Source organism: Streptomyces sp. SM10 (assembly GCF_002910915.1).
GTDB lineage: Bacteria > Actinomycetota > Actinomycetes > Streptomycetales > Streptomycetaceae > Streptomyces.
Map to the genome: position 1 here is coordinate 78,931 of NZ_NEUF01000048.1, position 26,816 is coordinate 105,746.

The following is a 26,816-nucleotide window of genomic DNA, read 5'->3' on the forward strand; positions in this document are numbered from 1 at the left end:
TTTGATGGCGTTAACTTGCGCACGGCCCCAGGCACTTGGCCGGTGCCCGGGGCGGGGTGGACACACCGGCACGATGACGTGCGAGGGGGAGTGCTTTGTTGCGAAGCGTGGGGCAGGAGCAGTTGACCGGCAGTGACGAGGATCCGAGAGTGACGGAGCTGCGTACGGCTGTCTCCCGGCTCCGCCGTGAACTGGCCGGGCACCCTGCCGAGTTCCCGGACCGGGGCATCGCCGAGGACGAGCTGGCGGCCCTGGATTCCATGGCGGTCAGCGGGAGGCCGGAGATCCCCCGGCTGCGCCGCTCGCTGCTGCTGGTCGTGGGGGCGATCGGTTCGGTCAGCGCGCTCGCCCCGGGCCTCAGGGACGTACGGGTGGCCGTCGAGCTCTTCGGGGAGCCCCCGCGCCTCTCGTGACGTCAGCGGCGGATCAGGCGGCGAGCGGTCGCCGCCGCCACCGCCGATGTGCGTGAGTCGACGCCGAGCTTGGCGTAGATGTGCACCAGATGGGACTTCACCGTTGCCTGGCTCAGGAAGAGCTGCTTGCTGATCTGCTGGTTCGACAGGCCCTCACCGACCAGCCTGAGCACCTCCAGCTCGCGCTTGGTCAAGGCCTGGGCCGGTGTCCGCATCCGGTCCATCAGCCGGTGCGCCACCGCGGGAGCGAGCGCCGAGCGGCCTGCGGCCGCCGTGCGCACCGCAGCCGCCAGCTCCTCGGGCGGGGAGTCCTTCAGCAGGTAGCCGCCCGCGCCCGACTCGACGGCGGCCAGGATGTCGGCGTCCGAGTCGTACGTGGTGAGGATCAGCACGCGGGGGGCGTCCGCGGCGGCCGTGATCGCCGCCGTGGCCTCCGCCCCGTGCATGCCCGCGCCGAACTGCAGGTCCATCAGGACCACGTCGCACACGCCGGTCGCGGCCAGGGCGACGGCCCGTTCCGCGGTGGGGGCCTCGGCGACGACCTGGAAGTCCGGCTCGGTGTCCAGGACCGCGCGCAGCCCTGCCCGCACCACCGGGTGGTCGTCGGCGAGGAGCAGCCGGATCGGGTCGGTCATGCGGCCCTGCCCTCCGCGTCCTGGGTGCTCTCCGCCCCCGCGGGGCCGTGCACGTCGGCGGCCGGGAGCGGCAGGGTGACGGCGACGGCCGTGCCCTGGCCGGGACCCGATTCCACACTCAGCGTCCCGCCCAGCGACCGGGCCCGCGCGCGCATCGCGAGCAGCCCGAAGCCGCCGCCGGACGTGCGCGCCGGCGCGGCGGCCGCGTCGAAGCCCCGGCCGTCGTCCACCACGTCCAGGGAGACCGACGTCTCCATGAAGCTGAGAGTGATCTCCGCCCGCCGCGCCCCGGAGTGCTGGACCGCGTTGGCCAGCGACGACTGCGCGGTGCGCAGCAGCGCCACCTCGTAGGGCGTGGGCAGCTCGACCGGCCTGCCGCTCACGGCGAACTGCACCGTGAGGTCCGGCGCCGAGCTGCGCGACGAGAGACGGGACAGAGCCGCCGCCAGGGAGCCCCGCTCCAGGTCCGGCGGGGTCAGCGCCCGGACGAAGCGGCGGGCCTCGGCGAGGTTGTCCTGGGCCGCCTCACGGGCGCGCCGGACGTGCGCGGTCGCGGTCGCGTCCTCGGGGAGCGAACGCTCGGCGGCCCGCAGTAGGAGCTGGATGCTCGACAGCCCCTGGGCGAGGGTGTCGTGGATCTCCCGGGCCAGTCGCTCCCGCTCGGCCAGAGTCCCCGCGGTGCGCTCCGCGACGGCGAGCTCCGCCCGTGTGGAGACGAGCTCGTCGATGACCTCGCGGCGGCGCTCGCTCTCGCGGAACAGCGCCTCGTATCCCCGTACGGTCGCGACGGCCACCGCCGCACCGAGCAGCGGACCGATGAAGGCTCCCGCGGTGACCTCCTGTCCGTGCAGCACGAAGCCGGCGATCGCCGCCGCGGCCGTGACGGCGACGGCGGGCAGCCCCGAGCGCGGCGGCAGCAGGTGCAGCTGCAGGAAGTAGAGGGGGAAGGCCACCCACAGCGCTTCGGGCGACAGGGCGAGCAGCGCCAGCCACACCACACCCAGCGCGGCGAGCCAGAGGCGGGCGGCCCGGGTGTGCGGCTGGACGGCGGGGGCGAGCACGCCCGCCGCGTACAGGGCGGCCATCAGGCCGGCCGGCACGACGACGGCCGCGGTGTGCGCGGTGCCGTCCCCGGCCGCGCGCAGCGCCGCGAGCGCGAGCAGCCCCACCAGCAGCGCGTGCAGACAGAACCGCAGTGCGGTGGTGACGGGGGCGTGGGCTCGCAGGTCCATGGTCGTTCCAGCGTAGACGCGTCCGGCGCCGGGCCGGTCAACCGAAAGGTTGATGTGGGGCCCGTCCGGCGCGCGATGCCTCCGCGGGCCCGCCACCCGAGTCTGGAGCCATGTTTGTCGCATGGAGAGATCTACGGTTCGCCAGGGGCCGCTTCGCCCTCATGGGGACGGTCGTCGTGCTGATCACGCTGCTCGTCGGGCTGCTGTCGGGCCTCACGGCGGGTCTGGGCCGGGAGAACACCTCGGCCGTCACCGGGCTGGACGCCGACCGCATCGCGTTCGCCGCGCCGCCCGACGGCCGTTCGGTCTCCTTCTCCGGCTCGGCCGTGGAGGAGAGCGCCTGGCACACCTGGGCGGAGCAGCCGGGGGTCTCCTCCGCCCGGCCGCTGGGCATCCGGACCCTGAACGCCTCCGCGGGCGGGGGGAGGCGCACGGCCGCCGTGTCGGTGTTCGGCGCCGAGCCGGACAGCGGGCTCGCGCCCTCCGGCGTGGGGGCGGGCCGGCTCGTGCTGTCCGCGAAGGCGGCCGGTGAACTCGGCGTACGGGCGGGTGACGCGCTCGCCCTCGGTGGCTCCCGGATGACCGTGTCCGCCGTCGGGGGCGACGCCTCGTACAGCCACACCCCGGTGGTGTGGACCTCGCTCGTCGACTGGCAGCGCATCGCGGGCACCGGTCGGCAGGCGACCGTGATCGCCCTGACCACGAGCGGTGGCGCCGACCTCGCCGCCGGGGACGAGGCGGCCGGCACCAGCACACTGTCCCTGGCGGACTCCCTCACGGCGATCGGTTCCTACCAGGCCGAGAACGGCTCGCTCCAGCTGATGCAGGGCTTCCTCCTCGCCATCTCCGCGCTCGTCGTCGGCGCCTTCTTCACCGTCTGGACGATCCAGCGCAGCGGTGACGTGGCCGTGCTCAAGGCGCTGGGAGCCTCCACCCCGTACCTGCTGAAGGACGCGCTCGGGCAGGCCGTGGTCCTGCTGGTCGCCGGTACGGCGATCGGGACCGGGCTCGCCTCGGGGATCGGCGCGCTGGTCGGAGGGGACGGCGGCGCCGTGCCCTTCGTCCTCGACGCGTCGACCGTGCTCGTCCCGGCCGGCGTGATGATCGTCCTCGGCGCACTCGGGGCCGCCCTGTCCGTCCGGCGGATCACCGCCGTCGACCCCCTCACCGCACTCGGGAGTGCCCGATGACGCTCACCCTCACCGATGTCACGCTCACCTACCCCGACGGCGACACCCGGCTCACCGCGCTCGACCGGGTCTCCCTGGACGTGCCGGCGGGCACACTCACGGCGGTCGTCGGGCCGTCGGGGTCGGGCAAGTCCAGCCTCCTCGCGGTGGCGGCCACACTCGTCACCCCGGACCAGGGGCGCGTCGTCGTCGCCGGTACGGAGACCGCGGGGCTCAGCCGCGCCGACCAGGCCGCCCTGCGCCGGGACCGCATCGGCATCGTCTTCCAGCAGCCCCATCTGCTGCCGTCCCTCACGGCCGTGGAGCAGCTCCAGGTGATGGCACATCTGTCGCACGGCTCCCTACGCGCGTCCCGGGGCCGGGCCATGGACCTCCTGGACGCGGTCGGCCTGGCCGACCGGGCGAGCCGCAGGCCGCACCAGATGTCGGGAGGCCAGCGCCAGCGGATCAACATCGCCCGCGCCCTGATGAACGAACCGGCGGTGCTGCTCGTCGACGAGCCGACCAGCGCCCTGGACCACGTCCGGGGCGCGGCTGTCCTCGACCTGCTTCTCGGCCTGACCCGGGAACGCTCCACGGCCACGGTCATGGTCACCCACGACCGTGCGCACCTGGAGAGGGTGGACGGGACGGTGAGCATGGAGGACGGCCGTCTGTCCCTGCCCGCCCCGGCCTGAGGGGCCGAAAGGAGGGCAGGAGCGCGGCGTCAGCCCGCCGATCCGCCGCTGCTCGCCAGCGCTTCGGAGAGCTCCTTCGCGATCTGCTGCAGGATCGGCACGATCCGCTCGGTCGCCGCCTCCGTCACCCGGCCCGCGGGTCCGGAGATGGAGATGGCGGCCGAGGTGGGGGAGTCGGGCACCGGGACCGCGAGGCAGCGCACCCCGATCTCCTGCTCGTTGTCGTCCACCGCGTACCCCGCCCTGCGCACCTGTTCGAGAGCGTCGAGGAAGCCGTCCGGCGTGGTGATCGTCTTCTCCGTGGCCGAGGGCATGCCCGTCCGGGCCAGCAGTGCGCGGACCTCGTCCGCCGGGGTGTGCGCGAGGAGTGCCTTGCCGACGCCGGTCGAGTGGGGCAGGACCCGGCGGCCGACCTCGGTGAACATCCGCATCGAGTGCTTCGACGGCACCTGGGCGACGTAGACGATCTCGTCCCCGTCGAGCAGTGCCATGTTCGCCGTCTCGCCGGTCTCCTCGACCAGGCGCTGCAGATAGGGCCGTGCCCAGGTGCCCAGCAGCCGGGACGCGGACTCGCCGAGGCGGATCAGCCGCGGGCCGAGGGCGTAACGCCGGTTGGGCTGCTGGCGCACGTAGCCGCAGACGACCAGGGTGCGCATCAGCCGGTGGATCGTCGGGAGCGGGAGCCCGCTGCTCGCGGAGAGCTCGCTGAGTCCGACCTCGCCCCCGGCATCCGCCATACGCTCCAGGAGATCGAAGGCGCGTTCGAGGGACTGCACACCGCCACTGGGGCCGGCGGGCTTGGAGTCGGAAGTGCTGGCGTGGGACGGCGGCACGTCAACGGTCCTTTCGAGGCGGAGGCAAGGCAGCAGCCTACCGGGCTGCTCCCGATCGGCCCACTGCTCCCGGTGCGGCGTCCTTGCCGGTCAGGACCTGTTTTGTCCTGGTGTCGGCGGTCGGGCCCGCGTTCGGCGCGAAGCGCGGTGATGCCGCTCCTGGCCCATTCTACGTTCCGCATGTCGAAAGTAAACTTTTACTTCGTGGAAATCTCCAATCGGCGCTCCTCGTGGTCCACTGGTCCTGTGGCAGGGGAGGCGAGGTCTTGACGGGGTCGCTTTCCCGAGTGAAGACTCCTTCAACAAAACGTTGAACTGCGTGAGGAGCACAGGTGTCCGGTGTGGACGTGAAGCTGGTACTCCGCTCGACGCGCGTCGTCACCCCCGAGGGAACCCGCGCCGCAGCGGTCCTCGTCGCCGACGGAGCGATCGAGGCGGTCCTGCCGTACGAGACCGAGGTGCCGGAGGGTGCCCGGCTGGAGGATTTCGGCGACGACGTCCTGCTGCCGGGACTTGTCGACACCCATGTCCATGTGAACGATCCGGGCCGTACCGAGTGGGAGGGCTTCTGGACCGCCACCCGCGCGGCGGCGGCCGGCGGCATCACGACCCTGCTCGACATGCCGCTGAACTCGCTGCCGCCGACCACCACGGTGGACAACCTGCGGGTCAAGCAGGAGGTCGCCCGGCCCAAGGCGCACATCGACACCGGGTTCTGGGGTGGCGCGCTGCCCGACAACGTCAAGGATCTCCGGTCGCTCCACGATGCCGGTGTCTTCGGCTTCAAGTGCTTCCTCTCCCCCTCGGGGGTGGAGGAGTTCCCCGAGCTCGATCAGGAGCAGCTCGCCAACTCCCTCGCGGAGATCGCCGGGTTCGGCGGTCTGATGATCGTGCACGCGGAGGACCCGCACCACCTGGCGTCCGCCCCGCAGAAGAGCGGGGAGAAGTACGCCGACTTCCTGGCCTCCCGGCCCCGGGACGCGGAGAACACCGCGATCGAGAACCTGATCGCCCAGGCCCGCCGGCTGAACGCCCGGATCCACGTGCTGCACCTCTCCTCGTCGGACGCGCTCCCGCTGATCGCGGCGGCGAAGGCGGAAGGCGTCCGGGTCTCGGTCGAGTCGTGTCCGCACTTCCTGACGCTGACCGCGGAGGAGGTGCCGGACGGGGCGACGGAGTTCAAGTGCTGCCCGCCGATCCGGGAGGCCGCCAATCAGGACGCGCTGTGGGCCGGCCTCGCGGACGGCACGATCGACTGCATCGTCTCCGATCATTCGCCCTGCACCACGGATCTGAAGACCCCGGACTTCGCCTCCGCGTGGGGTGGCATCTCCTCGCTCCAGCTGGGGCTGCCCGCGATCTGGACCGAGGCGCGCCGGCGCGGTCACGGCCTGGAGGACGTCGTGCGGTGGATGTCCGCCGCGCCGGCACAGCTCGCCGGGCTCTCCCGCAAGGGTGCCATCGAGGCCGGACGGGACGCCGACTTCGCGGTCCTGGCGCCGGACGAGACCTTCACCGTCGACCCCGCCGGGCTCTTCCACCGCAACCAGGTCACCGCCTACGCCGGTAAGACCCTGCACGGCGTCGTCAGGTCCACCTGGCTGCGCGGAGAGCGGATCGCGGCCGACGGCGTACTCGCCGAACCCACCGGCCGCCTCCTCGAAAGGAACCACTGACCATGTCGGCGACCCCGCACTTCACCGGTGACGCGAGCCCGTACGGGGGCGGCGACCCGTACGCCGACTACCGCACGGCCGACTTCCCGTTCACCCACCTCGTGGACCTCGCCGACCGGCGGCTCGGCGCGGGTGTCATCGCCGCCAACGACGAGTTCTTCGCCGAGCGGGAGAACCTCCTCGAGCCGGAGCCCGCCGTGTTCGACCCGGAGCGCTTCGGGCACAAGGGCAAGATCATGGACGGCTGGGAGACCCGCCGCCGGCGCGGTGCGGGCGCGGAGGAGCCGCACCCCACCGACGCGGACCACGACTGGGCCCTCGTGCGCCTGGGCGCCCCCGGTGTGGTGCGCGGGCTGATCGTCGACACCGCCCACTTCCGGGGCAACTACCCCCAGTCGGTCTCCGTCGAGGCGACCTCGCTGCCCGGCTCCCCGTCCCCCGAGGACCTCCTCGCGCCCGGCGTGAAGTGGACGACCCTCGTGCCCCGTACGGCCGTCGGCGGCCACGCGGCGAACGGCTTCACGGTCGACGCCGGGCAGCGCTTCACCCACCTGCGGGTCAACCAGCACCCCGATGGCGGCATAGCCCGTCTGCGCGTCCACGGCGAGGTGGCGCCCGACCCCGCGTGGCTGGCCGCCCTCGGTACGTTCGACGTGGTGGCCCTGGAGAACGGCGGCGAGGTCGAGGACGCCTCCGACCGCTTCTACTCACCGGCCACGAACACCATCGCGCCGGGCCGCTCCCGCAAGATGGACGACGGCTGGGAGACCCGCCGCCGGCGCGACACGGGCAACGACTGGATCCGCTACCGGCTGGCCGAGCAGGCCGAGATCCGGGCGGTCGAGATCGACACCGCCTGTCTGAAGGGCAACGCGGCCGGATGGGCGGAGATCTCGGTGAGCGACGGGGAGGGCGGCGATCCGGCCGAACTCCTGCCGCGTACCCGGCTCCAGCCCGACACGAACCACCGCTTCGTCCTCCCGGAGCCCGTGCGCGGCACCCACGTCCGGATCGACATCTTCCCGGACGGCGGCATCTCCCGGCTGCGGCTCTTCGGCTCGCTGACCGAGGAGGGCACCGCGCGGCTGACGGCGCGTCATGAGGCGCTCGGTGGCTGACCTGCGCGGGCCCTTCCCGCGGTCCACGGCCGGGTGTGCCGGTTCATGACCGGCCTGGGCGTGTATGGGACCCTGGTCGGGACGTCGCCGTCCCGACCAGGAGCCGCCATGATCTTCATCGCCGTCAAGTTCACCGTGCGTACCGCCGAGCGGGACAACTGGCTCCCGGCCGTGGAGGACTTCACCCTCGCCACCCGTCAGGAGCCGGGCAACCTCTTCTTCGACTGGTCCTACAGCGTCGAGAACCCGGACCAGTTCGTCCTGCTGGAGGCGTTCGCCTCGCAGGAGGCGGGCGTGGCGCACGTGAACTCCGACCACTTCAAGGCCGCGATCGACACCATGTCCGAGCTCGTCAGCGAGATCCCGGAGATCATCAACGTCGAGGTGCCCGGGGACGACTGGTCCCGCATGTCGGAGGTCACCCCCCGCAACCGGTGACCGCCACCGTCGGCGGGGCCGGCGTCAGGTCCGGCCGCCACGGTCGGCCGGGGCCGCCGTCAGGGCCGGCAGCCTTGGCCTGCGTCAGCCGTGGCCGACGGCAGACCCTCCGGCCGCCGCCTCAGAACTCCTCGTGCGTCTCGGGGTCCCCGCCGAAGCGGTGTGACGGCCGCGCACCGATCCGGTCCAGCTCCTGCCGGGTCAGCTCGAAGCCGAACAGGTCGAGGTTCTCCCGCTGCCGCCCGGGGTCGGCGGACTTCGGGATCGGCACCGCACCCAGCTGGGTGTGCCACCGCAGCACGACCTGGCTCGGTGTCACCCCGTGCGCCTCGGCGGCGGCGATCACCTCCGGGGTCTCGAGCACCTGGCGGCCCCGGGCCAGCGGACTCCAGCTCTCCGTGACGATGCCCTTCGCCGCGTGCACGGCCCGGAGCTCCTCCTGCGGGAGCAGCGGATGCATCTCGATCTGGTTCACCACCGGCAGCACCCCCGTCTCCCGCTCCAGCCGCTCCAGGTGCTCGGCCGTGAAGTTGGAGACGCCGATGGAGCGTACGAGACCGTCCTCGCGGAGCTTGATCATCGCCTTCCAGGTGTCCACGTACCTGTCCACGCGGGGCAGCGGCCAGTGGATGAGATACAGGTCGACGTGGTCCAGCCCCAGATTGCTCCGGGACTCCTCGAACGAGGCCAGTGTCTCCTCGTACCCGTGGTGCCGCCCGGGCACCTTGGTCGTGACGAAGAGTTCCTCCCGCGGTACCCCCGAGCGTGCGATTCCGCGGCCGGTGCCGGTCTCGTTCCGGTAGTTCAGCGCGGTGTCCACGAGCCGGTAGCCGGCCTCCAGCGCACCGGCGACGGCCTTCTCGGCCGCCTCGTCGTCGAGCGGCCAGGTGCCGAGGCCCACCGCGGGGACGGTGCTGCCGTCGTGGAGGTTGCGGACCGGGGTCGGTGTCTGGCTCATGGTCTCCCCATCTCTTTCGCGTGCCGTTCCCGCCAGCGTAGGACGGCCGCCGGGCAGCGGCCCGCGACCCGGCCACGGTCCGCTCCGCTCCGCGTGACCCGTGGGGAGGCAGGGCGGCGGAGTTCACCGGGCGTGCCGACGCGTTCCGGCCGAAAGTGGGTCGAGGCAGGTGGATGTGCACGGGCCGCCATGCCCCGGGGCGGCGAGGCGAAGGAGCAGGACCATGGCGAAGCTGACTCTCACCACGTTCGTGTCCCTCGACGGTGTGATGCAGGCGCCTGGGGGTCCCGACGAGGACACCACCGGCGGGTTCGCGTACGGCGGCTGGGTGGCGCCCTTCGCGGACGGGGACATGGGGGTGTTCATGAACGAGGTCTTCGACCGCTCGGGCGCCTTCCTCCTCGGACGGCGCACGTATGACATCTTCGCGGCCTACTGGCCCCGGGTCACCGACCCGCTGGACCCGATCGCCTCCCGTCTCAACACGCTGCCCAAGCACGTCGTCTCCACGACCCTGACCGACCCCGCGTGGGAGAACACCACCGTCGTCCCCGGCGACGTGCCCGCCCGGATCGCACGGCTGAAGGAAGAGACGGCGGAGGGCGAGCTGCAGATCCACGGAAGCGGCGTACTCGCGCAGTCCCTCATGCCCCACGGTCTGATCGACGAGATCAACCTGCTCGTCTATCCGGTCCACCTGGGCAGCGGAAGACGGCTTCTCCCCGACGGCGGGCAGCCGAGGGCATTCGAGCTGACCGACCTGCGGTCCACCGGCAGCGGCATCAGCATCCACACCTACCGGCCCGCCGGGCGGGCGCGGTTCGGGACCGTCGGGGACATGTGAGGCAGACCGGACCGCGGGTCACGGTCCTCGCGGGGGTGTCCAGCCGGGGCTGCGGCCCAGGGCCGCCAGGATGAGGGACAGCGTGCCGGACGCGTCGGGACGGAGTCCCCCGTCCGGAGTGAGAGCCGGGCGGAACGCCGCATCCGGCGCGCGCCGTACGTCGCCGTCGGGCACGGCACGGGCGATCGGCAGGGCCGCACGGAGCAGGGGTTCCGGCAGGCGGGCGGGCACTCCCAGCGCGGTGGCGACGTCCCAGGCGTGCGCCACGTAGTCGATGAGGTGAAAGCCGACGGCCCGGAGACCGGGCACCGTCCGCGGGGTGATCTCCGGCAGGGCGAACTGCCTGTCGGGCAGGCCGGGGGAGGCGAAGGCGTCCAGGGCGGCCGTCGCGGCCGTCCGGTAGGCGCGGGCCGGGTCGTCCCCGAGCTCCGGGGGCCGCCAGGCCGCGGCGTCCGCTCCCTGTCCGCGCGCGGCCGCCGCGAAACCGTGGTGCTGTGCGGCCATATGCTCCACCAGCTCACGCAGGTTCCACCGGTCGCACGGGGTCTGCCGCCGCCAGTCGCCCGGGCAGGCCTCGTCCACGAGGCGGACGGACTCCAGGACGGCGGCGCGGTCGAGCGCGACGATGTCCACGGGTGCCCCTCTCAGCTCCACGGGTCGACTCCGGCCAGGATTCGCTCGGCGTCCGCCCAGAGCGGTGCGAGTCCGACGCCGACGGCCGGCGGGAGGCCGTCGGCAGGAGCGCCCAGGGTTGTGTCGCGGAGGACGGACCGCATCACTCCGCGTCCACGGAACGCACGGACGATCCGCATGTGGTCGGGCCGGGCGACGAACCGCGTCAGCGAAGCCTCGTCGGCCCATACCGTGACCGACCCCGACCGGTTCATACGGGGGCCGGGTTCCATCCAGAGCCGGACGGCGACCGCTCCGGGCGTCCGTGGCCAGCCGCGCCGGAGCCGCATGCCCTCGACGGCGACGGCGGGCGTACCCCAGGGGCGGTGCGTGCTGAACTCGGTGATGCTGACGACGACGCGTGAGCCGGGGCCCGTGGTGTGCGCGGCCGGACCGTTCTTCCATGAGGTCTTCCAGATGCCGGAGGGCATGCCCGGACCTTTCGCCGATGCGGACGGGCCGGACCACCGTCCGGACCTTCCGTCGACCATACAACTATACGAACGGTCGTGCATGTATATTCAGGGCGCCTCCGGCAGCAGGGAGGGCTCCGTGGCCGCGGCGCGCAGCCGCCCCAGGATGGCCCGTGCCGCCTTGGTGTAGCCGGGGCTGTTGTTGTGCAGGACGGATTCCGCGTTGGCCAGCTCCATGAACGCGATGAGCTCGAAGGCCAGCTGGGAGACGTCCGTGTCCGCGGCGAGTTCGCCCCGGACCCGGGCCTCCTCGACGGTCTCCTCCACGAAGGTCACCCAGCCCGTCTGGGTGGAGGCCAACGCGTCGTGCACCTTGCCCTCCCGTGAGTCGAACTCGGCGATCGTCGCGTAGAAGAAGCAGCCGCCGCTGAACACCCGGCTCCGGGAGTAGGAGAGCCAGCTCTCGCACATCCGCCAGACCCGGCCCAGCCCCGGAGCCGCGGCCCGGGTCGGCGTCAGCACGTGCTCGACGAAGACGGTCACGGCGGCGCGCACCGTGGCGAGCTGCAACTCCTCCTTGGAGCCGAAGAGGGCGAAGACGCCGCTCTTGCTCAGCTTGAGCTCCGTGGCCAGCCGGCCGAGCGACAGACCCTCCAGCCCCTCGGTCGAGGCGACGTGGACCGCGCGCCCCAGCACCAGCTGCCTGGTCTGGTTCCCCCGCTCGACCCGTCCGTCCAGCCGCGCTCCACCCATGTGCCAACTCCGTGTGTCCGAGCGTCCCAGGACCGACATTCTAGGAGGAGTCGGCGCGGCCGGGAGACCGCTTCGGCCAGGGACGACCCTTGCGAACAGGTAGCCGGATCGCCCTGCGGACGCGGGTTCCCGACGGGGTCGTCCGTTCGGTACGGTGACCGCTCCGCGTGTGAGCCGGCGAGGTCTCCACATCGTTCCCGCTGTGGAGAACCAGGAGCACCACGTGTCCTCTGCCGTCCTGCCCGCGCTCGCCCCGTCCCGCCGCGCCTGGGTCACCGACCTGCCGCTTCTGCTGGTCGCCGCCGTCTGGGGGGCCAGCTACCTCGCCGCCAAGGGCATCACGACGACGCACACCGTGATCGCCGTCCTCGTGCTCCGCTTCGCGATCGTGCTGCCCGCCCTGGCCGTCGCAGGGTGGCGCGGGCTGCGCGCGCTGAGCGGTGCGCAGTGGCGGGGCGCGGGCCTGCTGGGGCTGGTGCTCAGCGGGATCTTCCTGCTGGAGACCTACGGCGTCGTGCACACGTCGGCGACCAACGCCGGACTCATCATCAGCCTCACGATGATCTTCACCCCGCTCGCGGAGGCGGCCGTGACCCGCGTCCGCCCGCCGGCGTCCTTCCTGGCGGCGGCCGGCCTCTCGGTCGCCGGAGTCGTGCTCCTGACCCAGGGTGGCGGTTTCACCAGCCCCTCGACGGGCGACCTCCTGATGTTGCTCGCGGCCCTCGCCCGTACGGTCCACGTCCTGGCGATGGTGCGGATCAAGGCGGTCCAGGGCGCCGACTCCCTCTCCCTGACCACGGTGCAGCTCGCCAGTGCGGTCGCCGTCTTCGCCGTGCTGGCCGCCGTGCCCGGGACCGGCGCCGCTCCCTGGACCGTGGCCGCCGGCTTCGGCGCCGGAGAGTGGGCGGGGCTGCTCTTCCTGTCCGTCTTCTGCACGCTGTTCGCGTTCTTCGTGCTTCTCTGCACTTCAGCCTCACGAGTAAGATCAGCGCTCTCATTGGGAGAGCGATGCGAACACCAGGCCGGGGCAGCGCGGGGCAGAAGTACGCTCTGACCCCAGACGAGGACGACGCCGACTTCTGGGGCTTTTCTCACGAGGCCGAGGGGTTGTTCACGCCCCTTCAGGAAGAAGAGGGAGCACGCCGAGTGCACCTCGTAGGTTGCCTCCCGCAGGGCGGCCTGTTGAAGAGCCTGGACCACGTTGGCAGTCGTCGCGCCCTGGCGGGGAATGCCTGGATCGACATCCTCGACGCCGAGGGCGCCACCATGGGGTCCTACTTCGTCAACGACGTCACTGTCGTTGACGTCCGGCCCTCCGCCCGCGGAGCCGGCCTCGTAGACGTCACGGTGACTCTCTGGTGTGATCAAGCCCTGCCTGGAGCAGGCGAGATATGGGACCTGATCCGCACGGGTCGCCTGAACCGCACGGGCATGTGGCACGTTCTCGATCCCGTGGATAGACACGCCTGGTTGTCGGTCGCGCTCTGGTCGCGGGAGTACCAGTGTCGAGGGAAGCTCGACGCTCCCGCACGTCAGGTCTTCACCCTGGACGGCCGACAATGCGTCGATGTGGACAGCTTCTACTGCGCGCTCGGTGAAGCCATCAATGGACCCGGCGGATACTTCGGATGGACTCTTGATGCTCTCGTCGACTGCTTGAGAGGCGGCTGGGGTGCAACCTCCCCGTTCACCCTGCAGTGGCAGTACTCGGCTGTGGCCAGGGCACGGCTGGCGGAACTCAGGGCCACCGGCGAAGGCGAGGCAATCTTGTTCGACCTGCTCCTGGAGATCTTCCAGGAGCAGGGCATTCAAGTCATCCTGCAGTGATTCCTTGTTGCTTCAACTGGTGGCTTCGGAAGGCCAGTCGCCACGCGTGATGGGGAGTTTCAGTCTCCTTCGGAACGGGGTCGGGGCAGGCCGAGGTCGACGGCCGGCCTGCGCGTGAGGCGGGCTGCTTCAGCTTGCTTGGCGCGCAGAAACGTCAGCGTCATGTCGATGCCGTCGATCTCGCCCAGCCACTGCTCTTCCTCGGCACGTTTGCGGCGGGCAAGAAGATCCTTTTCGAGCTCCGTGAGTCGGGACAGCATCTTGGGGTTGACCTGGAGCATCGGGCAGCGGATGCAGGCGTGTTCGTGCTGGCAGGGTGTGCCGTAGGGGCGAGCACAATTGCCCAGCTCGACCTTGCGCTTGTCGAAGTGATCCTCGAACTCAGCCCACTCCTCCGGAGCCACCTCGCTGTACTCGCCCTGCGACCGCAGGGACCGGCGATGGTTGAGGAACTCCTGGTAGTGGCGGACGATGTCCTCCGCGAAGACGGCGACGTAACCCTGAGTTGTCTGGAGATTCAGGTGTCCGAGCAGGGCGGCACCGATGTGGATGGGCAGCCCCCCGTTGACGATCTCGGTCGCGAAGAGTCTGCGGAAATCGTGGGGCGTGAACTTCGTTTCGGCGAAAGCCTCGTTGGTGCGGCCGATCTCTTCGCAGGTGCGGGCGAGCATGTTGAGGACGGTGCCGGGGGCGAGGACGCCGCGGACGGTGCCGTTCTGCCGTTGGAAGAGGAACGGCATCGGTTCTGACCAGGTCTTTTCGTGGCTGTCGTAGCGGGAGACGAGCGGGATGGCCAGTCCGTCGCGGGTGTGGCGGCGGACGACCTGGGCGACGGAGTGGAAGAGGTCGGCTGACATGGGGATGACCCGCTCGCGCTCGCTCTTGGACGGGGCGATGACCAGGAGGGCGATCACCTCCCCGTTGGGACGCTGATACTGGCGGATGCTCAGGTGGGTGAGTTCGCTGAGCTCCTCGATCCTGATACCGCTGTGCCGAAGCACCTCGACCGCGGCCCACTCCCAGAAGGCCGCATCCTCGGCGAGTGTCACGTTGATGAGCTCGCTGGTGGCGGTGTCGACGACCCGGACGGTCAGGCTCAGACCGACCTTGGCCCGGCGTTGGTCTTCTCTGGAGTGAGAGCGCCGGTAGTGCCGTCCGGCGTGCACGAACTCGTCTCCCAGAGCGACCTGGCCGCTGGCAACGAGCAGGCCTGCCAGCCGCTCGTGCCGTGCCTCAAGGTGCTGGACCAGGACGGGCAGGAGGGGCTGACGGGTCCGGGTGCGGTCGGCCATACGCCGGTTGATCTCACGGCGGCGCTTGCCGAACCCGGTGAAGTCCCGGGGCAGGATCGGGCACGGGGCCACCCACGGGCCCCACCGCTCGGGCTCCTCGACGGCCCAGCTGTGCAGGTCGACGTAGAGTCCGCGGACCGCGAGGAGGATGGACGCCACGTCCTTGCGGATCTTCGTCTTGTCTCTGGTCCAATACTGCAGGTCGGCCCGCCACTGGTCGTAGACGTGCTGGCTGAGTGCGAGGTCCGCCTGGTCGGGATTGATCTCCTCGATCTTGGCCCAGAAGAGCCCGGCCAGGTTGCGGGCCAGCCCATCCGCGGTGATGTAGTCGGTGTCCGCCCGTCGACGGGTGAGGTAGTCGATCAACAGCTGCCGGACGCCCGGATGCTGGATGCCATAGCGGTCGACAAGCTCCTCGACGGTGTACTGACCGTTGTAGATGAACGTCCGCAGAGTCGGAGCAGTCCCCGGCGGGAAGTGGCCCATCTTGTGGAGAATCTCCCACGTCCCAAGAGCCGCGAACCGCGTCTTCTTGTTGGTCGTGTTGTTCGCCCCGTAGGTCAACCCGAGGCGGCGGTTCTCCAGCGAGTAGTGCAGCAGGGCCGATGGCGTCAGGTGCTCTATGGCGATGCCCTGTGTCGTCAATGCGCAGGTCAGGTCGAACTTGGCCCGGATACGGTGCCGGGGGTCGAGCCGGGGTTCGGCATCCACGCCGGCGAAGTAGGCATCGAGCTGGGGGTCGTTCTGCAGCTCACGGAAGGCTTCTCCGTACTCGACGAACTTGTTGGAGCGGAAGCCCGACAGGGAGGGCTGGATGATGCGGGCGCAGAACGCCCATTTCACGGCCGAGATCAGGTCGCTGCGATCGCGTCCGTCAGGACGGCCCAGGATGTTGACCGACGGGGCCTGTTCGTCGTTGAAGCCGCTGGCTTCCCAGCGGTCTTGCCAAGTGGTGCCAGGCAGTGTTTCCAGGTGGCCGAAGAGCATGCGAATGCCGCGTCGGCGCTTCTCGCCCAGGGAACGGGTTTTGCCGTTCAACGTCTCCGACGACAGACGGCAGAGCTCTGCGATGGGGCCTTGGACAGGTCGCCGAGGGGTGACGGCGGGTTCTCGGGCCGTGGCGCCGGGGCAGCCTTGAGGTGGGCGCTGGCGAACCGGGTCGGATGTGGGGCCTCGGCCTCACGCACGGTGGTCCGCCGGTTCCGGCTGGTGTAGCGGTCGGCCAGGATGCCTCGGTTAACCACCGAACACCGCCTTGAAGTCGTCCGGGTCGTAGCCGGGCGCGAAGCTCCGCTCGACACGGGGCCGGTTGTAGTGCTGCTGCAGGGCATCGAAGAGGTCCTCGACCCGGGAGTTGAGGTAGCGGCCGGTGGTGGCCAGGTCGGAGTGCCGCATGATCGCCCGTACCTCGGCGAGAGTGAGGCTGGGGTCGTTGGACATGCGCTTGGCGGCTGTGTGACGCAGGTCGTGGAGCGTCCAGTTGGTGGAGAGCTTGTCGTTGGCGCGCTGGACGATGCGGCGCATAGCCCAGTAGCTCAGCGGCTTGTCCGGGCCCCGGCGGGTCCGCAGCACCGGCTCGTGGGCGGGCGGCAGGCCCACCTCGTCCAGGTAGGCGGCGAGCACGGCCAGAGCCTGTGGACTGGCGGGCACAGGCTCGCGTTCAGTCGTCCCCTTGGACACCACGTAGATCGTCTGCCGCGGCCAGTCGATGTCTCCTGGCGTCACTCCCAGCAGTTCACTGGCCCGCGAGCCGCTGGAGACGTAGAGCAGGACGGCAGCCCGGTCCCGGTCATGCGTCATGGCCTCGAAGAACTCGTCCCACATCGCATCGGGAATCGCCCGCGGATCGGTCTGCGGAACCCGCTGCCGCAGTCGAGCGCGGCGGAACGCCGGGACCGGCTCCATCGGGTTGCCATGGGCCAAAGCCCTCCTGCGGGCCAGCGACCCCGGAACCGGGTTGACCAGCGGGCCACGGTTGTAGTGCCGGTGGAACGCGTAGAAACTGCTGACCACGGTGAGCGCGTGGTTGATTGTGGACGGCGCGTATCCAGCCCTGAGGTACTGCTTGCCGGTCCGAGGGTTTACCGATCCCGGTGGGGGCGTGGTCGGATTACTCCGGCGGCGCTGAGGATTGGCCGCAACGCGTAGCCAGCCGACCATCGCGGCAGCTTCGGCCTGGGTGGCCCGGTCCCATGCCACTTCGAGAACCCACAGCACCCGGAACCAGCGAAGCAGGTCGTAGGCATAACTGCGGCTGGTCAGCGGACGGTTGTCATCGAGAGCAAGTTCCCGCAGGTATGACATGACCGGATCGACCACCTCGCCGGATGCATCAACGACGGCGTACGGCGGATGGACGGTGGGGAGTTCGATCACTGAGCCGACGCGGGGTACATCGGCTCGTCCTTCAATCAACTCGCCGTGAAGATCCTGAGGCAAGGAAAGGCTCCTTGGGAGAGGAAGTACATCGCCCCGTCCAACGAGCCAAAGAAGGTGCAGTTAACACAGCAGATGTGGTCGGTGCGGCGCACCTCGCCGTCCCGTGTCAGCCTGCTGCTCGGCACGGAACCCCTCTGGGCCGCCGCCGTCGGCATCGCGCTCGGGGGCGAGCGCCTCGGAGTGCTCGGCCTGCTGGGCGCGGTGCTCGTGCTGGCCGGTACCGCGTGGGGGAGGCGCCGCGCCGACGCCGCGGCCTGATCACGCAGCAGCCCGGCGGCGCCCTGCATGCACATGAGGAATCCGACCGTCACCACGACTTTCATGGCCCGAGCCTGGAGCCGGCCGCCCCGGGTCCGCGTCGGCCCCCGGTCTGCGCGACGCCGACGGAAGTATCGGATCGTGCGACTTAGGTATCTCCCCGGGGCGGGAGCGCCCGGCAGAGCCTGCCGCTTGCGTAGCTTTGTCGACATGACCCGTACGGAGTACCCCTGGCTGCTGCCCTCGGCGCTGGCCGATCACGAGGAGCCCGGCCCCTCGGGCCGGCCGCGCCGTACCGTGCGGGACTGGGTCGTCGACATCACGCTCTTCCTCTGCGCCGCCGCGTTCGGAACGGCCGTCCTCGCCGCGATCGACGCCGACCGCTCCACGCCCGGCGGTGTCGTGGTCGCCGACTCGCTGCTCGGGGCGGCGGCCTGCTGCGCCCTCTGGGTCCGGCGCCGGTGGCCTGTGGCGGTCGGCTCGGTCCTCACCGTGCTGAGCATCGTGGAACCGGTGGCGGCCGGGGCGATGCTGATCGCGATGTTCAGCCTGGCGGTGCACCGGCCCTTCAAGCCGGTGGCCGTCGTCGGCGCGGGCGCGCTCGTCGCGGCGCCCCTGCAACCGATGCTGCGCCCGGACCCGTCCACCTCCTTCACGGCGTCCGTCATCATCGGTGCGCTGCTGGTCCTGCTCGCCCTCAGCTGGGGCATGGTCGTACGGTCACGGCGGCAGCTCGTGGTCACCCTGCGCGAACGCGCGCGCCGGGCCGAGACCGAGGCCGCGCTCCGTGCCGAGCAGGCCCAGCGGCTCGCGCGGGAGGCCATCGCACGCGAGATGCACGACGTCCTCGCCCACCGGCTGACCCTGCTCAGCGTCCACGCGGGCGCCCTCGAATTCCGGCCCGACGCGCCCCCGGCCGAGGTCGGCAGGGCTGCCGGAGTCATCCGGGACAGCGCCCACGAAGCTCTGCAGGACCTGCGCGAGATCATCGGCGTACTGCGCGCCCCGGGCGAGGGCGACGAGGGCAACAGGCCCCAGCCCACCCTCGTCACCCTGGACGCCCTGGTCGACGAGTCCCGCTCGGCCGGCATGGAGGTCACCCTGGACAACACCGTCGCCGAGCCGGCCCGCGCGCCGGCGGCCACGGGGCGCACGGTCTACCGCATCGCCCAGGAGGCGCTGACCAACGCCCGCAAGCATGCCCCCGGGGCCCCCGTCGGAGTCACCGTGACCGGCGGACCCGGGGACGGGCTGACCATCGAGATCGGCAACCCGGCCCCCGCCCGGCCGTTCGAGCCCGTCCCCGGATCCGGCCAGGGGCTCATCGGGCTGACCGAGCGCGCCAACCTGGCGGGCGGCAGCCTGGACCACGGGCCGAGGCCCGACGGCGGTTTCACGGTCCGGGCCCGGCTACCGTGGCCGGCATGAGCACACCCCCGTCCCCGGTGGCACCCCCGGTCCGGCTGGCCGTCGTCGACGACGACCCGCTCGTGCGGGCCGGCCTCGCCCTCATGCTCGGCGGCGCCGCAGGCATCGACCTGGTCGGGGAGGCCGCCGACGGCACCGAGGTCGCCGCCCTTGTCGCCCGTACGCACCCCGACGTCGTCCTCATGGACCTCCGCATGCCCGGCATGGACGGGCTGGCCGCGACCGAGGAGCTGCGGCGACGGCCAGGAGCCCCCGACGTCATCGTCCTGACCACGTTCCACGCCGACGAGCAGGTCCTGCGGGCCATCCGCGCCGGGGCCGCCGGCTTCGTCCTCAAGGACACCCCGCCCGCCCAGATCGTCGAAGCCGTCCTGCGGGTCGCGGCCGGTGAACCCGTCCTCTCGCCCGCCGTCACCCGGCGGCTCATGGCCCGCGCGGCAGGGGAGCCGGCCGACGACCGGCAGGCCCGCGGCGCACGCGCCCGGCAGCGGCTCTCCGCACTGGGCGAGCGCGAGCAGGACGTGGCCGCCGCGGTCGGGCGCGGCAGCTCCAACGCGGAGATCGCGGCGGCGCTCCACCTGAGCGTGGCCACGGTGAAGGCGTACGTGTCCCGCATCCTCACCCGGCTCGGGCTCGACAACCGCGTCCAGATCGCCCTGCTGGTGCACGACGCCGGTCTCCTCCACGAGGACGAGGACGGGGCGGAGGGCGGCCGCCTACGCTGAACCGGTCAGACCGGACGAGGGGGCCTCGACATCCGGCGCCAGGCACAGGGCCACCTGGCCTTCGGGCACGGCATCCACTTCTGCCCGGGCGCTCCGCCGGCACGGATGGAGGGCCGCATCGCGATCCAGGCGCTGCTGGAGCGGTGTCCCGGGCTCGAACGGCACCCGGACGGCGGGGAGCCCGACTGGCTTCCGGGGCTGCTGCTGCGGGGGGTGCGTCGCCTGCCGGTGCGCTGGTGAGGTGGGATGGCCCCATGACCGAACTCTCGCTCGACACGGCACGACAGGTCCTCGACAGCCAGCCCTTCAGCGGGCTCGTCGGCGCACGCATCTCGGGGTTCGGGGCCGGCACGGCCGTCCTGGAGATCGACGTCCGCGAGGAACTCACCCAGCAGAACGGCTTCCTGCACGGTGGTGTCGTGTCCTACGCCGCCGACAACGCGCTCACCTTCGCCGCCGGTACGACGCTCGGGCCCGCCGTCCTGACCGGCGGTTTCTCCATCCAGTACGTCCGCCCGGCGAGCGGACGCACCCTGACCGCCCGCGCCGAGGTCGTCCACACCGGCCGTCGCCAGGCGGTGGTGCGGTGCGACCTGTACACCGTGGACGACGAGGGGGCCGAGACGCTGTGCGCGGTGGCGCAGGGGACCGTGCTGTCCGCAAGGCCGGCCTGACGCGGAGGCGGTGCGGGCCCTTGGTCAGGCCCCGGGGATCTCCGTGAGCCGCACCGGGCGGCGCTCCGCGCGCGAGCGCTCGCACGCCTCGGCGACCCGCAGCGCGTGCAGGGCCTCCCGGCCGTCGCAGGGGTTCGCCCGCTCGCCGCGCACGACGCCGAGGAAGGCGTCCAGCTCGGCCTCGTACGCCGGGGCGAACCGCTCCAGGAAGCCGGGCCACGGCTCGGCCGGCGCGGGCGGGCCCTGCGGCTCGGCCGAGGTGAGCGGCGTGCGGTCGTCGAGACCGACGGCGATCTGGTCCCTGTCGCCGGCCAGTTCCATGCGTACGTCGTAACCGGCCCCGTTGCACCGGGTGGCCGTCGCGGTGGCGAGGGTGTTGTCGTCCAGGGTCAGCAGCGCCGCCGCCGTGTCCACGTCGCCCGCCTCCCGGAACATCGCGGGGCCCGCGTCCGATCCGGTGGCGTACACCTCCGTCACCTCACGGCCCGTCACCCAGCGCAGGATGTCGAAGTCGTGCACCAGGCAGTCCCTGAACAGGCCCCCGGAGAGCGGCAGATAGGCGGCGGGCGGGGGAGCGGGGTCGGAGGTCGCCGACCGTACGGTGTGCAGCCGGCCCAGGGCCCCGCCGCGCACGGCCGTGCGAGCGGCGGCGTATCCGGCGTCGAACCGCCGCATGAATCCGAGCTGGAGCACGCTGCCCGCCCGCTCGACCTCGCGCAGGGCGCCCAGTGTCCCGGCCAGGTCCAGGGCGATCGGCTTCTCGCAGAAGGCGGGGAGCCCGGCCCGCGCCGCCCGGCCGATGAGTTCCGCGTGCGCTGCGGTGGCCGAGGTGATCACCACGGCGTCCACGCCCGCGGCGAGGACCGCCTCGGCCGACGCGACGGCGGTGGCTCCCGTCCGCGCCGCGGCCTGCCCGGCACGAGCGGGGTCCATGTCCGTCACGACCAGGGAGGCGACCTCCGGATGCCGTGCCAGGACACCCGCGTGGAAGGAACCGATCCTGCCCGTGCCGATGAGTCCGATGCGCATGGACCCAACGTGCCGCCCTCCGGGCGCACTGTCAACTATATGTCCTGACAAATCGAAGGGTGCGGCGCGGCGGCAGGGGGTACGCTCCGTGCCGTGCCCAAACCCGCCGCCGACTCCGCCGCCCTGGGGCTGGGCGTGGACCGCACCAGCCCCGTCCCGCTCTACCACCAGCTGGCCCAGCAGCTGGAGGCGGCCGTCGAGCAGGGGCGGCTCGCGCCGGGCAGCCTCCTCGGCAACGAGCTGGAGCTCGCCGCGCGGCTCGGACTGTCCCGGCCCACCGTCCGTCAGGCCATCCAGTCGCTCGTCGACAAGGGGCTGATGGTGCGCCGGCGCGGTGTCGGTACGCAGGTCGTGCACAGCCGCATGAAGCGCCCGCTGGAACTGAGCAGTCTCTACGACGACCTGGACACGGCCGGCCGGCACCCGGCGACCAGGGTCCTGCGCAACACGGTGGAGCCGGCCACGCCGGAGGCCGCCGCCGCGCTCGGTGTGGAGGAGGGCAGCGAGGTCCATCTCGTCGAACGGGTGCGGTACGCGCACGACGAGCCCATGGCCCTCCTGCGCAACCACCTGCCCCTGCGCCTGCTCGACCTGTCCACCGAGCGGCTGGAGGCGACCGGCCTGTACCGGATGATGCGTGCCTCCGGGATCACCCTGCACAGCGCCCGGCAGACCGTGGGTGCCAGGGCCGCCACCGCAGAGGAGGGGGAACTGCTCGCGGAGCCCGTGGGCGCACCGCTGCTGACGATGGAGCGCACCACCTTCGACGACGGCGGCCGGGCGGTCGAATTCGGCTCGCACGTCTACCGGGCCTCCCGGTACTCCTTCGAGTTCCAGCTGCTCGTCCGGTCCTGAACTCCCAGCCCCGGTCCCTCCGGTCAGAATGTTCGGACAAGGCCGTTGACGTGGTCGTGCTAGGTCGCTAGAACGGCGGAAGGGCGCGCCCCGCGCCCCTGCCGGGCCGTACCGGACCGGGCTCGGGGATACTTGGCCCGCCGGGTGGCGCGTCCGCTCCTCCCGGTCCCACCAGGCAGCACAGCGAGCAGCACCAGAAGGGCACGGCGTCGTGGCAAGGGTTCGGACAGGGGTACGCGCGATGGGCGCCGTGCTGGCAGCGGTACTGGCGGCCTCCCTCGCGGGATGCAGCAGCACCGGCGGCAAGCGGGCGGAGGAGCGCGCCCAGCAGGCGGCCGAGGGCCGGTCCGCGGTGAACACGCCCCGCTGGACATTCGCCATGGTCACTCACTCGGGTGATGGCGACACCTTCTGGGACATCGTCCAGAAGGGCGCCAAGCAGGCGGCGGACAAGGACAACATCAACTTCCTCTACTCGCACAGTGACGAGGGCCAGCAGCAGGCCGAGCTCGTCCAGACCGCGATCGACAAGAAGGTCGACGGCCTGATCGTCTCGCTGGCCAAGCCCGACTCGATGAAGGCGGTGGTGGCCAAGGCCGTCAAGGCGGGGATCCCCGTCATCACGGTGAACTCCGGAGTCGCCGAGTCCAAGGCCTTCGGGGCGCTCACCCACATCGGCCAGGACGAGTCCGTCGCCGGCGAGGCCGTCGGCGACGAGCTGAACCAGCGCGACCGCAAGAAGGTACTCTGCGTCCTGCACGAGCAGGGCAACGTCGGCCACGAGCAGCGCTGCGCCGGGGCGAAGAAGAACTTCGACGGCACCATGCAGAACCTCTACGTCGACGGCACCAACATGCCCGACGTCCAGGCGTCCATCGAGGCCAAACTGAGCTCCGACAAGGACATCGACGCCGTCGTCACCCTCGGCGCCCCCTTCGCCGCCGCTGCCGTCAAGGCGAAGAGGACCGCGGGCAGCGAGGCCGAGATCGACACCTTCGACCTCAACGCGAGCGTCGCCACCGGCCTCCAGGACACGTCCCTCGGCTTCGCGGTCGACCAGCAGCCCTACCTCCAGGGGTACGAGGCCGTCGACCTGCTCTGGCTCTACCGCTACAACCAGAACGTGCTCGGAGGCGGCCTGCCCGTCCTGACAGGCCCGCAGGTCATCACGGCCGAGGACGCCGACGCGCTCGCCGAGTACACGGCCCGGGGGACGCGATGACGGCGACCGGGCAACCGGCGGCGCCCCGCACCGACGAACGCCTGCTGCACACCTCCCCGCTGCGCAAGCTGCTCGGCCGCCCCGAGCTCGGCTCGGTCGTCGGGGCCGCGGCCGTCTTCCTCTTCTTCGCGCTCGTCGCCGACAGCTTCCTGCAGGCCTCCAGCCTCGGCACGGTGCTCTACGCGGCCTCCACCATCGGGATCATGGCGGCGCCGGTGGCGCTCCTGATGATCGGCGGTGAGTTCGACCTCTCCGCCGGTGTCATGGTGACCAGCTCCGCGCTGGTCTCCTCGATGTTCAGCTACCAGATGACCGCCAACGTCTGGGTCGGCGTCTTCGTGTCGCTGCTGGTCACCCTGGGCTTCGGCGCGTTCAACGGCTTCATGCTGACCCGCACCAAGCTGCCGAGCTTCATCATCACGCTCGGTACGTTCCTGATGCTGACCGGTCTGAATCTCGGCTTCACCAAGCTCATCAGCGGCACGGTGTCGACCAAGGCCATCGGGAACATGGAGGGCTTCGACTCCGCCCGCAAGGTCTTCGCGTCCTACCTCACCATCGGCGGCGTCGAGCTGAAGGTCACCATCCTGTGGTGGGCCGCGCTCGTCGCGATCGCCACCTGGATCCTGATCCGTACCCGCTTCGGCAACTGGATCTTCGCCGTCGGCGGCGAGGCGGACGCCGCGCGCGCCGTCGGCGTCCCGGTGATCCGGACCCGGATCGGGCTCTACCTCGGTGTCGCCTTCGCCGCCTGGGTCTCCGGGCAACACCTGCTCTTCTCGTACGACGTGGTGCAGTCCGGCGAGGGCGTCGGCAACGAGCTGATCTACATCATCGCGGCGGTGATCGGCGGCTGTCTCATCACCGGCGGCTACGGCTCCGCGATCGGCTCCGCCGTCGGCGCGATCATCTTCGGCATGACCAGCAAGGGCATCGTGTACGCGGAGTGGAACCCCGACTGGTTCAAGTTCTTCCTGGGAGCGATGCTGCTCCTGGCCACCCTGCTCAACGCATGGGTACGCAAGCGCGCGGAGGCGACGAAATGACGGCCACCCAGGCTCCCGCCCCCCGGGACACGGCCGGCCGGGCGCTCGTCGAGCTCGACGGTGTCAGTAAGTACTACGGCAACATCAAGGCGCTGGAGGACGTGTCGCTCGAGGTCCACGCGGGGGAGATCTCCTGCGTCCTCGGTGACAACGGCGCCGGCAAGTCCACCCTCATCAAGATCATCGCGGGGCTGCACCGGCACGACGCCGGGACGTTCCTGATCGAGGGCGAGGAGACCGTCCTCGCCAACCCGCGCGACGCGCTGGACCGGGGCATCGCCACCGTCTACCAGGACCTCGCCGTCGTTCCGCTCATGCCGGTCTGGCGCAACTTCTTCCTCGGCTCGGAGCCCACGAAGGGCTCCGGTCCGTTCAAGCGCCTCGACGTGAAGCGGATGCGCGAGACGACCCGCGCGGAGCTGCTCCGCATGGGCATCGACCTGCGCGACGTCGACCAGCCCATCGGCACCCTGTCGGGCGGCGAACGCCAGTGCGTGGCCATCGCCCGCGCGGTGTACTTCGGTGCCAAGGTCCTCGTCCTCGACGAGCCGACCGCGGCGCTCGGCGTCAAGCAGTCCGGGGTCGTCCTGAAGTACGTCGCGGCCGCCAGGGACGCCGGGCTCGGCGTGGTCCTCATCACGCACAACCCGCACCACGCCTACCTCGTGGGTGACCGGTTCGTCCTGCTCAAGCGCGGCACGATGTCCGGAAGCCACACGAAGGACGACGTCACCCTGGACGAGCTGACCCGTCAGATGGCCGGTGGGAGCGAGCTCGACGAGCTCAGTCACGAGCTCGAGCGGACCCCGGCACCGGACCACCTCGGCGGCCGTCCGGACGCCGACGACACCCCGTAGACCCGGTCCGTCATTCCCGCGGCCCCGGCCCGGAGGCCGGTTCCCGGGGCACGGGAATGGCAGAATCGTGGGTGGCGGGCGCCGTCCGCCGCCGGACGGACCACCGACCGGCCCCCCGACCTGCGCAGGGACGATGAGCACGTACCGCGACTTCACACACCGCGGCTCCGCCCGCGCGACCGTCCTGCGGACCGTCGGCACCAGGGAGCGGCGCTCGCACCTCACGGCGCCCAGGGTCCCCACCGTCGGGATCGACATCGGCGGGACGAAGGTGATGGCCGGCGTCGTCGACGCCGACGGCAACATCCTGGAGACCCTGAAGACCGAGACACCGGACAAGTCCAAGAGCCCCAAGGTCGTCGAGGACACCATCGTCGAGCTGGTCCTGGACCTCTCCGACCGGCACGACGTGCACGCCGTGGGGATCGGCGCGGCGGGCTGGGTCGACGCGGACCGCTCCAAGGTGCTGTTCGCCCCGCACCTCGCATGGCGCGACGAACCCCTCCGCGACGCCATCGCCTCCCGGCTGGTCGTTCCCGTGATGGTCGACAACGACGCGAACACGGCGGCGTGGGCCGAGTGGCGCTTCGGCGCCGGCCGCGGCGAGGACCACCTCGTCATGATCACGCTGGGCACCGGCATCGGTGGCGCGATCCTCGAGGACGGGCACGTCAAGCGGGGCAAGTACGGCGTCGCGGGTGAGTTCGGTCATATGCAGGTCGTGCCCGGCGGCCACCGTTGCCCGTGCGGCAACCGGGGATGCTGGGAGCAGTACAGCTCGGGCAACGCCCTCGTGCGCGAGGCCAGGGAGCTGGCCGCGGCGGACTCCCCGGTGGCCTACGGCATCATCGAGCGGGTCAAGGGCAACATCCCCGACATCACCGGGCCGCTCATCACCGAACTGGCCCGTGAGGGCGACGCCATGTGCGTCGAGCTCCTCCAGGACATCGGCCAGTGGCTCGGCGTCGGCATCGCCAATCTCGCGGCGGCCCTGGACCCGTCCTGCTTCGTCATCGGCGGCGGAGTCAGCGCGGCCGACGACCTGCTGATCGGCCCGGCCAGGGACGCCTTCAAGCGCCACCTCACCGGCCGCGGCTACCGGCCCGAGGCCCGGATCGCGAAGGCGCAGCTCGGTCCCGAGGCGGGTATGGTCGGCGCGGCCGACCTGGCCCGGCTGGTCGCCCGCAGATTCCGGCGGACCAACCGCCGCCGGGTCGAGCGCTACGAGCGGTACGCGCAGTTCTACGACCAGGCCGCGAGCACCCTCCGCAACACGCGCAGCACCCGCACCGACTGATCCGCGGGCCGCGCG

The 26,816-nt window shown here is 71.4% G+C and carries 27 protein-coding genes and 2 pseudogenes; 19 read left to right on the top strand and 10 right to left on the bottom strand.

Features of this window, described 5'->3' with window-relative positions:
• Nucleotides 1-95 precede the first annotated feature (95 nt).
• On the top strand, nt 96-413 hold the full coding sequence (locus B9S57_RS05445) for a DUF5955 family protein (RefSeq protein ID WP_103514375.1): 318 nt from the start codon (nt 96-98) through the stop codon (nt 411-413).
• A 2-nt stretch (nt 414-415) separates the two neighbouring features.
• On the opposite strand, the gene B9S57_RS05450 is transcribed toward B9S57_RS05445, so the two are convergent.
• On the bottom strand, nt 416-1,048 hold the full coding sequence (locus B9S57_RS05450) for a response regulator transcription factor (RefSeq protein ID WP_103514376.1): 633 nt from the start codon (nt 1,046-1,048) through the stop codon (nt 416-418).
• Nucleotides 1,045-2,280: a sensor histidine kinase gene (locus tag B9S57_RS05455; RefSeq protein ID WP_103514377.1), complete on the bottom strand. Its 1,236-nt coding sequence runs from the start codon at nt 2,278-2,280 to the stop codon at nt 1,045-1,047. The genes B9S57_RS05450 and B9S57_RS05455 overlap by 4 nt, the downstream gene beginning before the upstream one ends.
• A 110-nt stretch (nt 2,281-2,390) precedes the next feature.
• On the opposite strand from B9S57_RS05455, the gene B9S57_RS05460 reads away from it, so the two are divergent.
• Both B9S57_RS05460 and B9S57_RS05465 read left to right on the top strand, forming a co-directional pair.
• Entirely contained in the window at nt 2,391-3,470 is a 1,080-nt protein-coding gene (locus B9S57_RS05460; protein ID WP_103514378.1) for an ABC transporter permease, read from the top strand.
• Nucleotides 3,467-4,147, top strand: a complete 681-nt coding sequence (locus tag B9S57_RS05465) for an ABC transporter ATP-binding protein (protein ID WP_103514379.1) — start codon at nt 3,467-3,469, stop codon at nt 4,145-4,147. The genes B9S57_RS05460 and B9S57_RS05465 overlap by 4 nt, the downstream gene beginning before the upstream one ends.
• A gap of 29 nt (nt 4,148-4,176) precedes the next feature.
• Here B9S57_RS05465 and B9S57_RS05470 read toward each other — a convergent pair whose 3' ends face one another.
• Complete coding sequence (locus tag B9S57_RS05470) at nt 4,177-4,980, bottom strand: IclR family transcriptional regulator (protein ID WP_103514380.1); 804 nt, start codon at nt 4,978-4,980, stop codon at nt 4,177-4,179.
• A gap of 332 nt (nt 4,981-5,312) precedes the next feature.
• Here B9S57_RS05470 and allB point away from each other — a divergent pair, with 332 nt between their 5' ends.
• From allB to B9S57_RS05485, 3 genes are all read left to right on the top strand, one after another.
• Nucleotides 5,313-6,656, top strand: coding sequence for an allantoinase AllB (allB, locus tag B9S57_RS05475; RefSeq protein WP_103514381.1), 1,344 nt, complete (start codon nt 5,313-5,315; stop codon nt 6,654-6,656).
• A 2-nt stretch (nt 6,657-6,658) separates the two neighbouring features.
• Complete coding sequence (alc, locus tag B9S57_RS05480; protein ID WP_103514382.1) at nt 6,659-7,774, top strand: allantoicase; 1,116 nt, start codon at nt 6,659-6,661, stop codon at nt 7,772-7,774.
• A 108-nt stretch (nt 7,775-7,882) separates the two neighbouring features.
• Nucleotides 7,883-8,212, top strand: a complete 330-nt coding sequence (locus B9S57_RS05485; RefSeq protein ID WP_103514383.1) for a putative quinol monooxygenase — start codon at nt 7,883-7,885, stop codon at nt 8,210-8,212.
• Nucleotides 8,213-8,333: 121 nt separating this feature from the next.
• Here B9S57_RS05485 and B9S57_RS05490 read toward each other — a convergent pair whose 3' ends face one another.
• A complete protein-coding gene (locus tag B9S57_RS05490) occupies nt 8,334-9,170 on the bottom strand; it encodes an aldo/keto reductase (RefSeq protein WP_103514384.1) in 837 nt (278 codons plus the stop codon).
• A 223-nt stretch (nt 9,171-9,393) separates the two neighbouring features.
• On the opposite strand from B9S57_RS05490, the gene B9S57_RS05495 reads away from it, so the two are divergent.
• A complete protein-coding gene (locus B9S57_RS05495; RefSeq protein ID WP_103514385.1) occupies nt 9,394-10,014 on the top strand; it encodes a dihydrofolate reductase family protein in 621 nt (206 codons plus the stop codon).
• Between the two features lie 18 nt (nt 10,015-10,032).
• Here the strand turns inward: B9S57_RS05495 and B9S57_RS05500 are convergent, their stop codons facing one another.
• The 3 genes from B9S57_RS05500 to B9S57_RS05510 all read right to left on the bottom strand — a co-directional run bounded on the left by B9S57_RS05500 (nt 10,033) and on the right by B9S57_RS05510 (nt 11,852).
• Nucleotides 10,033-10,647: a TIGR03086 family metal-binding protein gene (locus B9S57_RS05500; RefSeq protein WP_219818548.1), complete on the bottom strand. Its 615-nt coding sequence runs from the start codon at nt 10,645-10,647 to the stop codon at nt 10,033-10,035.
• A gap of 11 nt (nt 10,648-10,658) precedes the next feature.
• Nucleotides 10,659-11,117: a hypothetical protein gene (locus B9S57_RS34820; protein ID WP_219818549.1), complete on the bottom strand. Its 459-nt coding sequence runs from the start codon at nt 11,115-11,117 to the stop codon at nt 10,659-10,661.
• A gap of 90 nt (nt 11,118-11,207) precedes the next feature.
• Nucleotides 11,208-11,852 (bottom strand): TetR/AcrR family transcriptional regulator, encoded by a 645-nt coding sequence (locus B9S57_RS05510; protein WP_103514388.1) that lies wholly within the window; start codon nt 11,850-11,852, stop codon nt 11,208-11,210.
• Between the two features lie 223 nt (nt 11,853-12,075).
• Here B9S57_RS05510 and B9S57_RS05515 point away from each other — a divergent pair, with 223 nt between their 5' ends.
• Together B9S57_RS05515 and B9S57_RS05520 are read left to right on the top strand one after the other, a co-directional pair.
• On the top strand, nt 12,076-12,906 hold the full coding sequence (locus B9S57_RS05515; protein ID WP_258036229.1) for a DMT family transporter: 831 nt from the start codon (nt 12,076-12,078) through the stop codon (nt 12,904-12,906).
• A 128-nt stretch (nt 12,907-13,034) separates the two neighbouring features.
• On the top strand, nt 13,035-13,679 hold the full coding sequence (locus B9S57_RS05520; protein WP_258036230.1) for a barstar family protein: 645 nt from the start codon (nt 13,035-13,037) through the stop codon (nt 13,677-13,679).
• 59 nt (nt 13,680-13,738) lie between these two features.
• On the opposite strand, the gene B9S57_RS05525 is transcribed toward B9S57_RS05520, so the two are convergent.
• Nucleotides 13,739-16,009, bottom strand: a complete 2,271-nt coding sequence (locus B9S57_RS05525) for a site-specific integrase (protein WP_258036231.1) — start codon at nt 16,007-16,009, stop codon at nt 13,739-13,741.
• Nucleotides 16,010-16,207: 198 nt separating this feature from the next.
• Nucleotides 16,208-17,275, bottom strand: a complete 1,068-nt coding sequence (locus B9S57_RS05530) for a site-specific integrase (RefSeq protein WP_258036232.1) — start codon at nt 17,273-17,275, stop codon at nt 16,208-16,210.
• Between the two features lie 204 nt (nt 17,276-17,479).
• Between B9S57_RS05530 and B9S57_RS05535 the strand changes: the two are divergent.
• The 5 genes and pseudogenes from B9S57_RS05535 to B9S57_RS05555 all read left to right on the top strand — a co-directional run.
• A pseudogene (locus tag B9S57_RS05535) lies at nt 17,480-17,668 on the top strand (EamA family transporter); the annotation flags it as partial.
• Nucleotides 17,669-17,878: 210 nt separating this feature from the next.
• Entirely contained in the window at nt 17,879-19,096 is a 1,218-nt protein-coding gene (locus tag B9S57_RS05540) for a sensor histidine kinase (protein WP_103514391.1), read from the top strand.
• Nucleotides 19,093-19,821 (top strand): response regulator transcription factor, encoded by a 729-nt coding sequence (locus B9S57_RS05545; RefSeq protein ID WP_103514537.1) that lies wholly within the window; start codon nt 19,093-19,095, stop codon nt 19,819-19,821. The genes B9S57_RS05540 and B9S57_RS05545 overlap by 4 nt, the downstream gene beginning before the upstream one ends.
• Before the next feature lie 27 nt (nt 19,822-19,848).
• Nucleotides 19,849-20,061 (top strand): annotated as a pseudogene (locus B9S57_RS05550) (cytochrome P450); the annotation flags it as partial.
• 14 nt (nt 20,062-20,075) lie between these two features.
• Nucleotides 20,076-20,495 carry a PaaI family thioesterase gene (locus B9S57_RS05555; RefSeq protein ID WP_103514392.1) on the top strand — a complete coding sequence of 140 codons (420 nt, stop codon included), beginning with the start codon at nt 20,076-20,078 and terminating at the stop codon, nt 20,493-20,495.
• Between the two features lie 24 nt (nt 20,496-20,519).
• Here B9S57_RS05555 and B9S57_RS05560 read toward each other — a convergent pair whose 3' ends face one another.
• Nucleotides 20,520-21,524 (bottom strand): Gfo/Idh/MocA family oxidoreductase, encoded by a 1,005-nt coding sequence (locus B9S57_RS05560; RefSeq protein ID WP_103514393.1) that lies wholly within the window; start codon nt 21,522-21,524, stop codon nt 20,520-20,522.
• 93 nt (nt 21,525-21,617) lie between these two features.
• On the opposite strand from B9S57_RS05560, the gene B9S57_RS05565 reads away from it, so the two are divergent.
• The 5 genes from B9S57_RS05565 to B9S57_RS05585 all read left to right on the top strand — a co-directional run bounded on the left by B9S57_RS05565 (nt 21,618) and on the right by B9S57_RS05585 (nt 26,801).
• Nucleotides 21,618-22,379 (top strand): GntR family transcriptional regulator, encoded by a 762-nt coding sequence (locus tag B9S57_RS05565; RefSeq protein WP_103514394.1) that lies wholly within the window; start codon nt 21,618-21,620, stop codon nt 22,377-22,379.
• Between the two features lie 241 nt (nt 22,380-22,620).
• Entirely contained in the window at nt 22,621-23,601 is a 981-nt protein-coding gene (locus B9S57_RS05570) for a substrate-binding domain-containing protein (RefSeq protein WP_103514395.1), read from the top strand.
• On the top strand, nt 23,598-24,647 hold the full coding sequence (locus tag B9S57_RS05575; protein WP_103514396.1) for an ABC transporter permease: 1,050 nt from the start codon (nt 23,598-23,600) through the stop codon (nt 24,645-24,647). Before B9S57_RS05570 ends, B9S57_RS05575 begins: the two co-directional genes overlap by 4 nt.
• Nucleotides 24,644-25,504 carry an ATP-binding cassette domain-containing protein gene (locus tag B9S57_RS05580; RefSeq protein WP_103514397.1) on the top strand — a complete coding sequence of 287 codons (861 nt, stop codon included), beginning with the start codon at nt 24,644-24,646 and terminating at the stop codon, nt 25,502-25,504. Before B9S57_RS05575 ends, B9S57_RS05580 begins: the two co-directional genes overlap by 4 nt.
• A gap of 133 nt (nt 25,505-25,637) precedes the next feature.
• Nucleotides 25,638-26,801 carry an ROK family glucokinase gene (locus tag B9S57_RS05585; RefSeq protein ID WP_103514398.1) on the top strand — a complete coding sequence of 388 codons (1,164 nt, stop codon included), beginning with the start codon at nt 25,638-25,640 and terminating at the stop codon, nt 26,799-26,801.
• Nucleotides 26,802-26,816 lie beyond the last annotated feature (15 nt).